The 11,013-nt window shown below is 66.5% G+C and carries 12 protein-coding genes; 6 read left to right on the forward strand and 6 right to left on the reverse strand.

Translation table 11 applies throughout. The features are described from left to right. Position 1: 1 nt before the first annotated feature. The gene (locus ACWIVK_RS06815; protein ID WP_448575888.1) at positions 2-346 is read right to left on the reverse strand and encodes a hypothetical protein; all 345 of its coding nucleotides are present in this window, start codon (positions 344-346) and stop codon (positions 2-4) included. 56 nt (positions 347-402) lie between these two features. Between ACWIVK_RS06815 and ACWIVK_RS06820 the strand changes: the two genes are divergently transcribed. After that, positions 403-876, forward strand: coding sequence for a hypothetical protein (locus ACWIVK_RS06820; protein WP_448575889.1), 474 nt, complete (start codon positions 403-405; stop codon positions 874-876). Here the strand turns inward: ACWIVK_RS06820 and ACWIVK_RS06825 are convergent. Next, positions 873-2,699, reverse strand: coding sequence for a glycoside hydrolase family 15 protein (locus tag ACWIVK_RS06825; protein ID WP_448575890.1), 1,827 nt, complete (start codon positions 2,697-2,699; stop codon positions 873-875). The genes ACWIVK_RS06820 and ACWIVK_RS06825 overlap by 4 nt on opposite strands. 78 nt (positions 2,700-2,777) lie before the next feature. On the opposite strand from ACWIVK_RS06825, the gene ACWIVK_RS06830 reads away from it, so the two are divergent. Together ACWIVK_RS06830 and proC are read left to right on the forward strand one after the other, a co-directional pair. Then, positions 2,778-3,578, forward strand: coding sequence for a creatininase family protein (locus ACWIVK_RS06830; RefSeq protein WP_448575902.1), 801 nt, complete (start codon positions 2,778-2,780; stop codon positions 3,576-3,578). A gap of 11 nt (positions 3,579-3,589) precedes the next feature. After that, the gene (gene proC / locus ACWIVK_RS06835) at positions 3,590-4,477 is read left to right on the forward strand and encodes a pyrroline-5-carboxylate reductase (RefSeq protein ID WP_448575903.1); all 888 of its coding nucleotides are present in this window, start codon (positions 3,590-3,592) and stop codon (positions 4,475-4,477) included. Between the two features lie 5 nt (positions 4,478-4,482). On the opposite strand, the gene ACWIVK_RS06840 is transcribed toward proC, so the two are convergent. Further along, positions 4,483-6,207: a hypothetical protein gene (locus tag ACWIVK_RS06840; RefSeq protein WP_448575891.1), complete on the reverse strand. Its 1,725-nt coding sequence runs from the start codon at positions 6,205-6,207 to the stop codon at positions 4,483-4,485. 202 nt (positions 6,208-6,409) lie between these two features. Here ACWIVK_RS06840 and ACWIVK_RS06845 point away from each other — a divergent pair, with 202 nt between their 5' ends. Together ACWIVK_RS06845 and ACWIVK_RS06850 are read left to right on the forward strand one after the other, a co-directional pair. Then, positions 6,410-7,084 (forward strand): haloacid dehalogenase type II, encoded by a 675-nt coding sequence (locus tag ACWIVK_RS06845; protein WP_448575892.1) that lies wholly within the window; start codon positions 6,410-6,412, stop codon positions 7,082-7,084. A gap of 11 nt (positions 7,085-7,095) precedes the next feature. Further along, positions 7,096-8,058 carry a PfkB family carbohydrate kinase gene (locus ACWIVK_RS06850; RefSeq protein WP_448575893.1) on the forward strand — a complete coding sequence of 321 codons (963 nt, stop codon included), beginning with the start codon at positions 7,096-7,098 and terminating at the stop codon, positions 8,056-8,058. A gap of 141 nt (positions 8,059-8,199) precedes the next feature. Here ACWIVK_RS06850 and dcd read toward each other — a convergent pair whose 3' ends face one another. Genes dcd through ACWIVK_RS06865 form a run of 3 tightly spaced genes read right to left on the reverse strand, consistent with a single transcriptional unit; the run spans position 8,200 to position 10,249 of the window. Continuing rightward, the gene (dcd, locus tag ACWIVK_RS06855; protein ID WP_448575894.1) at positions 8,200-8,715 is read right to left on the reverse strand and encodes a dCTP deaminase; all 516 of its coding nucleotides are present in this window, start codon (positions 8,713-8,715) and stop codon (positions 8,200-8,202) included. A 26-nt stretch (positions 8,716-8,741) separates the two neighbouring features. After that, on the reverse strand, positions 8,742-10,046 hold the full coding sequence (locus ACWIVK_RS06860; RefSeq protein WP_448575895.1) for an amidase: 1,305 nt from the start codon (positions 10,044-10,046) through the stop codon (positions 8,742-8,744). After that, complete coding sequence (locus ACWIVK_RS06865) at positions 10,043-10,249, reverse strand: hypothetical protein (protein ID WP_448575896.1); 207 nt, start codon at positions 10,247-10,249, stop codon at positions 10,043-10,045. The genes ACWIVK_RS06860 and ACWIVK_RS06865 overlap by 4 nt, the downstream gene beginning before the upstream one ends. A gap of 258 nt (positions 10,250-10,507) precedes the next feature. Between ACWIVK_RS06865 and ACWIVK_RS06870 the strand changes: the two genes are divergently transcribed. Continuing rightward, positions 10,508-11,013: hypothetical protein (locus tag ACWIVK_RS06870; RefSeq protein WP_448575897.1), on the forward strand; the 506-nt coding region annotated here is incomplete at its 3' end.

Raw genomic sequence — 11,013 nt, forward strand, 5'->3', positions numbered from 1 at the left:
GCTACTCGAGGGCTTGGTCGACCTCGTCGCGGGTCTGCTCGATGGCCCAGGCGAGCGCATCGCGCTGGCGGACGGCGTCAGCGTCGATACTCAGGCAATCCTCGACGAGGGTCACGAGATAGGTATCGAGGGCCAGGAGGGCGAACTGGGATTCCGGATAGCGAGCGGCGAGGGCATCAGCGCAGTCCTGGTCGCAGGCGACGAGAATCGGTGCTGCCCCGAGGCTGGCGGGTGCATCGATGCTCCAGAGAACGAGGCTGGTCTCGGCACTGACCGACTCACCACAGTGATCGCAGCGGACGGCCGGGACGAACCCTTCTGGCTGGAGATCCATGACGAACGGCACCGTGTTCCTCCCGATGGTTGAGGATAGCACCGATCGACAGGGCGGGAGGGCGAGCGATGGATGCGATCCTGCGCGTGCTGATTGCGGGGCTGGTCGCCACGATCGTGCTGACCGTCGTGTTGCGAGGAAGCCAGCTGGTGGGGCTGACGCGGATGGATCTCCCGCTGATCCTCGGGCTGTGGGTGACGCGCGATCGAGAACGCGCCAAGTTCGTGGGCATTTTCGTGCACATCCTCGTGGGGTGGCCACTGGCGGCAATTTATGCTGGCGTCTTCTGGCTCCTCGGTGGTGCCAGTTGGTGGTCGGGCACATTGCTGGGGGTCGGACATGCCGCGTTCGTGCTGCTGGTGGTGTTGCCAAGCCTCCCCGGTGTGCATCCGCGGATGGCGAGCGAGCGGACCGGGCCGGATCCGACCCGGCATTTGCAGCCGCCGGGGCTGGCTGGACTCAACTACGGGCGTCGCACGGCGGTGGCGACTGTCATCGGGCATGTCCTCTACGGACTCGTGCTCGGTGTGTTGCTCGGCTAAGTGGTAGCTAGGCGGAGCGACGAGGAGGGGGTGCTTGCCTCCTCGAGTGCCAGGGCAGCGCTGATGAGGCCGATATGGCTGAAGGCTTGTGGGAAGTTCCCGAGATGCTCGCCGGTGCGAGGGTCGATTTCTTCCGCGTAGAGGCCAAGGTCGCTCGCGCGGGCGAGCAGGCGCGTGAAGTGCTCGTGTGCTTGATCCAGCCGACCGAGGCGCGCGAGCGCCTCGACGAGCCAGAAGGAGCAAATCAGGAAAGCTCCCTCGGGACCAGCCAGACCATCGTCGCGGTGGTAGCGAAAGACGAGTTCCTGGTGAGCGAGTTCCCGCTGGATCGCCTCGACCGTTCCGATGACCCACGGGTGCTTGGGTGAGAGGAACACGTCTTGGAGCGCGAGCCAAAGGAGAGCAGCGTCCGGCTCGCCGCCAGGAGTGGCGACGAAGGCGTTGCGAGCCGGGTCGATGCCATAGGTGACTAACCAACGCTCGATCTCCTCGGCGGCACAGCGATAGCGCTCGATCGGCAAGCGGACACCGTCCAGGATGGCGAGGCGCTCGAGGTGGCGGAGGCCGACGAGGGCCATGACTTTGGAGTGGACATGGTGGGCGCGGCCGGAGCGCACTTCCCAAATCCCGTCGTCCGGTTCGCGCCAGCGACGAACGATCACCTCGGCGAGTCCGCGCAGAAAGCGGTACACCTCGCGATCGAGGGGGCGACCGAAGAGGCGGTAGCGCGCGAGGGCATCGATCACTTCACCGTAGACATCGAGTTGAAACTGTCGGGCGGCAGCGTTACCGACGCGAACGGGGCGGCTGCTGCGGTAGCCGTCGAGATCGACGAGCAGCCGCTCGGGGATATCGGGCTCGCCGTAGACGGTGTAGAGGACATGGAGTTCGGGTTGTGTGAGGCGGGTAGCGTGGAGGATCCAGTCGACGAACGCGTCGGCTTCCTCGTGATAGCCGAGACCGAGCAGAGAACGGACAGTGAACGCCGCGTCGCGGAGCCAGCAGTAGCGGTAGTCCCAGTTGCGCGGCCCGCCAGGCCATTCGGGAAGCGAGGTCGTCGGCGCAGCGACGATGGCACCGGAGGGTGCGTAGGTCAGGAGCTTGAGCACGAGTGCGCTCCGCTCGACGGCCTCGCGGTAGGGGCCGGTATATCCGCAGCGACGTGCCCACTCGGTCCAATAGTCGACGGTCAGACGCTCGAAGGTATCGAACAGCTGTGGGATGGGGAGTTCCACTGGAGCCTCGTCGGCGTAGGCGAGCGCGAAGTCGGCTGACTGGCCAGCCTCGAGGACGAGCGTCCCGTGGAGCAACGCGCCGCGCCGCTCGAGCGGTCTGCTGGCAAAGAGGATGGCCTGGGAATGGCCCCAGCCGTACTGGTACCAGTGACCCGCGAACGAGCGCAGTTCGGGTGTTTGACGACCGAAGCGCGGCCGGAGGCGGACGGTGACAGCGACGACCACGCGGCCGGAAAGGCAGCGCAGGCGACGCAGGAGCAGGGTTTGGGCGAGCGGGAAACGAGTTTTCTGGCGCTCGTGAAGAGCCGGGAAAAAGTCGGTGAGGCGGAGCTGGCCGGTCGCGGTCGTGAAAGTGGTATCGAGGACGTTGGTGTGGGGCCGGTAGGCACGGTGGATGTGGACGATATCCTCCGGCACGATGGTCCAGGAGCCACCGAGATCGGCATCGAGCATGCGCGAAAAGATCGGATCAGCATCGAAGCGCGGTAGGCAAAGCCAGTCGAGGGAGCCGGTACGGGAAACCAGGGCAGCGGTGCGGCCATCGCCGATGAGGGCGTAGTCGGTGATGGGTGGATAGGGGCAGGCCATCGGACTGTCTCCCGTGTGTTACGATGCGGAGGGTCGAGCAAAGCGCCGCCGGAGCGGCCAGAGGAAGGATAACGGGTGATGGAAGCACAAGAGCGATACGTGCTCTGGGAGATGACTTGGCCGGAACTGGAAGCGGCCATGGGAGAGATCCGGCTGGTCGTCATTCCGGTCGGTTCGACGGAGCAGCATGGGCCTCACGCGACGTTCGCGACGGACAGCGTGCGGGCGTACGAGTTCAGCGTGCGGCTGGCCGAACGGATGTACCCCGAGGTCCTGGTGGTCCCGGTGATGCCGTTCGGGGTATCGCCGCACCACATGGCGTTTCCAGGGACGATCACGCTCTCGGGGGAAACGTTCATGCAAGTGCTCTACGAGGTGGTGGAGAGCCTGGCTGAGCATGGGTTCGAGCGGTTCCTCTTCGTCAACGGACACGGTGGGAATCGCCCGGCACTGGAGTTGCTGGTCCAGCGGCTGCGGCGCGAACTCGATGTCCTCGCAGCCTGGGTTTCGATCACGGAGCTGGCCAACGACGTGGTGCAGCGGGGAAAGGTGGCGGAGGTGATCGGGCACGCCTGCGAGAGCGAGACGAGTCAGCTGTTGTACCTGGCTCCGTGGGCAGTGCGGGAAGAGGCGCTGGCACCTGGCGAGCTGTTGGAGCAAGCCTATCCGCACGCGTCGTGGTGGGGTCCGGTCCACGTGGCCTATTCGTTCGACGAGATCACGGCAAACGGGGCGCTGGGAGACGCGCGAGCAGCGTCAGTGGAATTCGGTGAACAGATCGTGGAGACGGCACTGAACCGGCTGGTCGAGTTCGTGGAGGCGTTCATCGAGGAAGGCGAACTCGAGGAACTCGAGCTCGAGGAGGAAGAAGAAGAGTGAGGTCGGGTGGGGTGCGTGCGGAGTTCGCAGGGCGTCCGGTGGGGCAGCAGCCGTCACCGCTGAGTGGCAAGCGGATCGCCTTCATCGGTTGTGGGGTGATGGCGGAGGCGATGGCGGCAGCCCTGCTGCGGACCGGTTCGGTGAGCGTGCACCAGTTGACCGGCGGGGAGCCGAACGCGCGACGGCGGCAAGAGCTCGTCGCGCGGTTGGGGCTAGAGACGGTTCCGGACAATGCTGCTGCGGCGAGCGAGGCTGACCTCGTCGTGCTTTCGGTCAAGCCACAGACGCTGGATGCGGCGATGCGCGATCTGGCGGGGCGACTGCGTGCCGAGCAAGTGGTTCTATCGATCGTGGCTGGAGCCACGATCGAGCGATTGCAAGCAGGGCTGCGACACGAGCGAGTCGTGCGTTCGATGCCGAATACGCCGGCCCAGATCGGATACGGGGCGACGGTGTGGTGCCCGGCGCCGGCGGTCACGGCGGAGGACGAGCGGCTGGTACGGACGGTACTGGAAGCGATGGGGCTGGCGATCCGCGTCGACAACGAGGACTTCGTCGACATGGCGACGGCGCTCAGCGGGACCGGTCCAGCCTACGTTTTCCTGATCATGGAAGCGCTGATCGATGCGGGCGTGCATCTCGGTTTCTCGCGCAGTGTGGCGGAGCAGCTCGTCCAACAGACGATCCTGGGTTCGGTCCTGTTCGCGCAGGAAACGGGTAAGCACCCGGCGGAGCTCCGGAACATGGTGACGACGCCGGGTGGGACTTCTGCGGCAGCGCTCTACGAGATGGAGCGTGGTGGATTGCGGACCGTGATCGCGCGTGCGGTCTGGGCAGCCTACCGGCGCGCCAAGGAACTGGGGGCTGGAAAGCCGAACGGTGGACCCAGCGATCTCTGACCGCTTCATCGGCTCGAGCGGAGCGTGGGAAGCAGCTTGACGACTTGCCCGGTGCCGGCGTCCGCGATGTAGATCGTGCCATCCAGGCCGATAGCGAGAGCGACCGGTCGACGGAGTCCGGTGACGAACGGTGCCAATTCGGCGCTCTGAGCATCAGAGCGTGGCAGGGCGCGGAGCACGACACCATTGCCATCGCGCGTTCCACAGAAGAGCCACGTACCAGGGATCGGGTCTGCCCAGAGCGGAACGGTGTAGACGATCCCGCTGGAGAGGACGATATCCGGTGGGAAGGCGAGGAGCGGGCGCGAGTCAGAAGGACTTTGCCGCACCGTCAAGCGCAGGACGGTGGCTGGCTCACCGTCCGCTTGCGTGACCGCGAGCAGGAGTTCTCCCCAGGTGAACAAGCGGGCCAAATGATCGGGGACAGGGCCGAGCGGCGAAGCTCGGCGATCCTCGATGACGTACAGGAGGGGTGTTTCTGGTGCATCGGTGGAGGTCGCGGCGAGTACGAGACGTCCCCGCTCGTCGACGACCGGTGCACCGGCTGACCCAGGCAGCGGTCGGAGGCCGAGGGGCAGTAACTCGGTCCGGTCGGCGATGCCGTCACCGTCGTCATCGCGCAGCCGAATGAGCCCGCGATCGTCGGCGACGTACACCCACCCGCCGCTGGTGACGACACCGCGTGGCGCGAGGAAGCCTGAGGCGAACGTGGTGAGGCGGGAAGCACGACCCTGGCTGTCTTCCCCGGTCACCAGGAGCATGGTGCCGGAGGCAGTGAGGACGAGGAGATTGCCGTCGGGGGCGAGCGTCAGGTCGATCGGATCGCGTACCCCGTCCAAGAGGAGGCCGGCTCGGAAGTGGGGCGGCACATCGAGCGGGAGGGGAGTGCCAGGGAGCGGTGCTGGCCAGGGAGCAGTCGGTTCGCTTCCGTAGCGCCAGCGGTAGTAGTGGCGTCCGGTGTTGGCGATGGTGAAGCGTTGGTCGGCGGGGAGGGATGGAAAGTAGAGCAGGATGCGGCGCTCGAAGACCTGGACGAGCGCGGGGATGGCGACGTTCCCCCGGCGGTAGTACGCCCAAACGGGTTCGCTGATCGGGTAGCCGAAGGTCTCGAGCCAGGCGGTGGGGCCGAGGGGCGAGCGGTCGAAGAGGGCGACGGTGACATCGGGAAGGTTGTGGCGTGTCGTGGTGACGAAACGACCCATACGGACCGGTGCTGGCGGCGTGGCCGTACGCAGCGCGCCGTCAGCGGTGAGCCACTGATCGATGGGTTGCGGCCAGCCGGTTCGGTCAGTGGCAGGCTGACCGACGAGACGGGCGAGTGCCGCATAGGTCGGCACGCGCGGATCGGGTGAGCCACCGTCGATCGAGATGTCGGGTGGTGGACGGCGCGCGGTGAGATCGCTGCCGAGGGCGATCTGACCGGTGGTGAGTTCCCAGGCGAGTCGACCTTGCGTGACCCGCGTGCGGGTCGAACCAGCCTCGCTGGTGAGTTCCAAGCGACCACGATCGAAGTATTGGACGAGGCGGCGACCGGACGGAGCATCGGCATAAGGCTCGAGTCGCCAGGCGAGCGGAGCTTGTCCCCAGAGGTCGAGCAGGCCGTTCTGATCGCGCAACCAGACCTGCTCGAAGGCAGGACTGGCGAAGGGGGAAGTGGTTGCCTCGCGGACCGGGAGCATGGTGACGAAGACGGCGACGGCAAGAAAAGCGACGAGGACCTGCTTCCACACGCTGCCCCTCCTCGAGCCAGCACATCCAGGGTACAACGAGCCGGCTCGTTGGGTCGTGGTGAGGAGCGATCGGGAAGGCGATGGACCGTGGATCAGGACATCATAACGGGTCGTCCATCTCGGTGTGCGGCACCGGCCGCGTGCCAGTTGCCGCGCTCACGCGGAGCGCCTACGATTCGGCCTAGCACCATGTCGCGGGGGGATGCGGGTGAACGAGGAAACGATCGAGGCGGTCGTCTTCGATGTGTACGGGACACTCTTCGGGTTCGGACGACTGGCGGAGCGGGCGCGGGCCATCGTCGGTGATGTTCCCCTGCTCGATCGGTGGCGGACCAAGCAGCTGGAGCACAGTTTTCTGCGCACGATTTTGGGAGACTACGAGGATTTCTGGGTGGTAACGGCTCAAGCGCTCGATGCGGCATGCGCACAGCTGGAACTGGAACTCTTGCCCGAAGAGCGCGAGCATCTCCTGCATGGGTGGTTGGAACTGGATCCGTTCCCGGAAACAGCGATGGCGCTGGAGCGGCTCGCCGAGCGGGGATTGCGGCTGGCCGTCCTGTCCAACGGCAGTCCGATGATGCTCGAGCAGCTCTTGCGGATAGCCGGGCTACGCGAGCGGTTCGAGGCGGTGTTGAGTGCCGATGCTGTGCGGCGCTACAAGCCGTCGCCAGCAGTCTATGCCTTGGCGCCTGCTCACCTCGTCGTGCCGCCAGAACGGATCCTCTTCTGCTCGGCGAACGGCTTCGATGTTGCTGGAGCGCTTGGCTACGGCTTTCGCGTCTGCTGGGTGAACCGGACGGGGAGCGCACTGGACGCGCTCGGCAAGCAGCCCCACCGGACGGTCCAGGCGCTGACTGAACTGAGCGAGCAGCTGTGAGGAAGAGTACGGTGCAGTGGGATGTGGTGAGCTTCGGTGAAACGATGATCCGGCTCGCCGTGCCGCTCGGGGAGCGCTTGGAGACGGCGAGGCGGCTCGAAGTGGGGATCGGTGGCGCGGAGGCGAACGTGCTCGTGGCGCTGGCCCGGTTGGGACGCCGGACGGCCTGGGCCTCGGTCCTGCCGCGCAATCCGCTGGGGGAGCGGATCGTGCGGGAGCTCGCCTGGCACGGGGTGGATACCAGCTGGGTTCAGTGGGTCGAGCGGGGGCGCGTGGGGGTCTACTATCTGGACACGGGGGTGCCGCCGCGGCCGACCGCGGTGCTCTACGATCGGGCGGGGTCGGCGGTTGCCCAGGTCGATCCGGCGGTGTTTCCGATCGACTTCGTAGCGGTCAGCCGCTGGTTGCACCTGACAGGCATCACTCCAGCGCTGAGCGCGGGTTGCCGGGTGGTAGCCGAGCGGTTGTTGGAGCGGGCGCGAGCGAGCGGGGTGCCGGTGTCGTTCGACGTGAACTACCGGAGCCGGTTGTGGGGGCCGGAGGAGGCGGCGCGCGTTTTGGAGCCCTTCTGTGCGGGGGCGACAGTGCTGTTGTGCGGGGAGGGTGATGCGCGGATCTTGTGGGGACTGGAGGGGACGGCGCTGGAGGTCGCCGAGCGGTTGGCTGGACGGTTCGGTGCTGGGGTGACGGTGCTGACGCTCGGGGAAGGGGGAGCGGTGGCCGTGACGCGGGAGGGGGAGCGGCTGGCGGTGGAGGCGCTCCGGGCGACGGTCATCGATCGGGTCGGGGCGGGGGATGCCTTTGCGGCTGGTTTTCTGCACGGCTATCTGGATGGACGGGATCTGGAGCGCGGGTTGCGCACGGGCATCGCGTTGGCGGCGCTCAAGTTGACGGTTCGGGGAGACCTTGCGCTGATCAGTGCGGCGGACCTGGAGGCGATGCTCTCCGAGACGCGGCGGACGATCGTGCGCTGACGAGCTGCATGAGACGATGAGGACGGGGCGACCGCTGGCACACTGCCGCCCAGTCGTTCCTGCGCGACAGCGGCATGCGGGCTGCGCTCGGCGGTGCTTGCGGGGCGTGCCGAGGCGGGGAGGGGGTCGAACGAGGGGCGCTCAGGGGTGTTCCTGCCCCTGGAAGCGCCCCGCATAGCGAGCGCGGCCGACGCACTCCTCGAGAATGATCTGGCAGATGCGGATGCCGGGACGAATGGCGAGCGGGACGGGGCCGGCGTTGTTCATTTCGAGCACTTGTCGGGTTCGGACCATGCCGGGTTGGATGAAATTGGCGGTGACGTGGACCATGAGACCGACGCGGGCAAAGCGACTGCGCCCCTGGATCCAACCGCAGAGATAGTCCGGGAGGGTGAGTCGCTCCTCGGTTATGCCGAGGACAGCCTGACCTGGTAGGAGCAGCAGGTGATCCTCCACGGTCACCAATTCGGTCACCTCGCGGTGATCGGTTTCCTCGGTCACGTGGAGGATCTCGCGGGCGTGCTTGAAGAGGCGGAACTCGCGGCCGAGGTGGAGGTCGATCGAAGCTGGGCCGACCTGGTCGGGATCGAAGGGCTCGATGACGATTTCACCGGCCTCGATGAGGCGCAGGATCTCCGGGCGAGTCAGGACACCCATGAGCGCTCCACTCCTGTCAGCTTGCCTCAGGCGAGCGGAGGGGGCGGTAAGCTGGGCAAAATGCGCTCGCACCAGGCGGCGACGTGCAAGAGATGACGATCGTGGCCGAAGCGGGCGACGAGTTGCGTAGCGAGCGGCAGGCCGTCATGGGTCAGACCGCTGGGCAAAGAGAGCGCTGGAGTGCCGAGAAGGGTCCAGACGGCCTGGAAGCGCCGATCGCCGGTCGTGGAACGGTCGGGGGCTGGGCCGGAGGCGGTGGGAAGTATGACGGCATCGACTTGGGCGAGGAAAGAGTCGAGCAGCGTCGCGAGCCGTCGGCGGAGTCGACGAGCATGAAGGAGTGCACCGGCGGGGACGAGTTGACCGACTTCGACCGCTGAGCGCAGCCGAGGGCCATAGGCATCGGGGATACGCTCGAGCATCTGCTGGTGAAGGGCACCCATTTCGCTCAGCATGATGACGTGATGGACAGCCAACAGCAGGTGGACGCCGACCGGTAGGCGGCGTTCCTCGACGCGCGCCCCGGCCTCGCGGAAGCGACGAGCGACGTCCTGCAGGTGCGCGGCGACTTCTGGCTCGGCCAGCTCGAGGAAATCGACGAGCAGGAAAAGGCGGGGTGGCTCGGTGGCGAGCGGCACTTCCAGTCGCTGGTGGGCGCACAGAGCGACATAGGCGTAGGCTGCATCCTCGACCGAGCGGGTGAAGATTCCGAGGTGATCGAGCGACCAAGCCAGCGGAATGACTCCATCGAGTGGAAACCAACCGAGGCTCGGTTTGAAACCGACGACACCGCAGTAGGCCGCGGGGCGGACGACCGAGCCGGCGGTCTGGGTACCGACGGTGAGCGGAGACTGGCGTGCGGCGACGGCAGCAGCTGATCCGGAGCTGGAACCACCCGGAGTGCGATCAGGTGACCAAGGGTTGCGGGTCGGAGCGGGGTCGGCGAAGGCGAGTTGGGTGGTGTGGGTCTTGCCGAGCACGACCGCTCCGAGTTCGCGCAGACGCGCGACGATCGTGGCATCGGCCTGGGCAGGGCGGTCGGCGAGCGGTGCGAAGCCAGCGCGAGTCGGGAGTCCAGCGACGTCGATCACGTCCTTGAGACCGACGGGGACACCGTGCAAGGGCAGCACAGTGCCGCGAGCGGCCAAGCGGTCGAGTCGCTCGGCCTCGCGGAGGGCACCATCGCGGTCGATCTCCACCCATGCCTGGACGTTGGCCTCGGTGCGCTCGATCTGCTGAAGCGTAGCCTGGATGAGCTCGCTTACCGAGAGTTGACGCTGCCGGATACGGGTGGGAATTTCGCGCAGCGCCAGGCGGAGGAGTTGGTTCATGCCCGCACCTGCCTTTCGGGAAGCAGGTCGAACGGTGGCTCATCGTCGAAGTCGAGTGGCTGGGCGAGCAGGTGAGCCAGTGCGTCAGCCATTCCCCGCAGTTCGTCGGCGATCGCGGTGGTGCGCTCGGGGCCGTAGCGGAGACGGGCACTGCTTTCCAGTATCGCGAACCAGTGCTCGCGAGTCGACTCGTGACTGCTCATCGGTCATCCCCCGTCCACTGCAACAACGCTCGAGTGTGCGAGGGGGAGGGGGGTGCTGTCAAGGGAGTGCGACTCGTTCAGCGAGCTGCTACTGCCACGTACGTTCGGCATGCTGATGCGACTGTCCGGTGAGCCGGCAACGGTCGCGAGTCACTCAGCATCGTCGCGGCTCGGCACGAGCGTTGCGGGGGCTTTTCCCTGACGGGTTCGCGATCAAGCGCGAACGGCTGACCGGTGCGGACGGAAAGGAGCAGCGTCATGGCACTCGCGGAACGCGATCGCCTGGTCGTCGCTGTGGCATGCGCGATGATCGGACTGCGCTCCGAACAGGGCTGGCATCAGATCGGTCGAACACTGGGGATACGGTCTGGAAGGGTGTCCAGTGCCGTGCATCGGGAGGCGATGATCGGAGGCATCGCGGTCGGGGCTGAAGCGGTGGCGATCGATATGGCAGCGGTCGATGGCGACACCGCAATCGGCACGCTCGGATGGAGCGAGGTGGTACCGCCGTGCGGGATGTGCCGAGAACTCATTGCTGACGCTGCAGCGGAAGCCTGGGTGATCGTGCCGGACGGCGATGGCGAGACAGTCGTTCCAGTCGGTTGGCTTCTGCTGCTGAAAGACGAGCGTCGTGGCAGTCCCTGCGTGAGCGTTCGTCGGGTGTCCGATCGCCCTCGGCATCCAAGGTTGCGGACCGCGCGAGGCGTCTCGAGAGTTCAGCGACTGGCGGCGTTCCGATGGTCGGCGTTGCCGGAAAAGTGCTC

It is taken from the genome of Thermomicrobium sp. (genome assembly GCF_053493975.1).

What these genes read in the sequence shown, in the direction of transcription:
- ACWIVK_RS06820 (WP_448575889.1), top strand. Translation starts at nt 403, where the DNA reads ATGGATGCGATCCTGCGCGTGCTGATTGCGGGGCTGGTCGCCACGATC.
- ACWIVK_RS06825 (WP_448575890.1), bottom strand. Translation starts at nt 2,699, where the DNA reads ATGGCCTGCCCCTATCCACCCATCACCGACTACGCCCTCATCGGCGAT.
- ACWIVK_RS06830 (WP_448575902.1), top strand. Translation starts at nt 2,778, where the DNA reads ATGGAAGCACAAGAGCGATACGTGCTCTGGGAGATGACTTGGCCGGAA.
- ACWIVK_RS06845 (WP_448575892.1), top strand. Translation starts at nt 6,410, where the DNA reads ATGCGGGTGAACGAGGAAACGATCGAGGCGGTCGTCTTCGATGTGTAC.
- dcd (WP_448575894.1), bottom strand. Translation starts at nt 8,715, where the DNA reads ATGGGTGTCCTGACTCGCCCGGAGATCCTGCGCCTCATCGAGGCCGGT.
- ACWIVK_RS06860 (WP_448575895.1), bottom strand. Translation starts at nt 10,046, where the DNA reads ATGAACCAACTCCTCCGCCTGGCGCTGCGCGAAATTCCCACCCGTATC.
- ACWIVK_RS06865 (WP_448575896.1), bottom strand. Translation starts at nt 10,249, where the DNA reads ATGAGCAGTCACGAGTCGACTCGCGAGCACTGGTTCGCGATACTGGAA.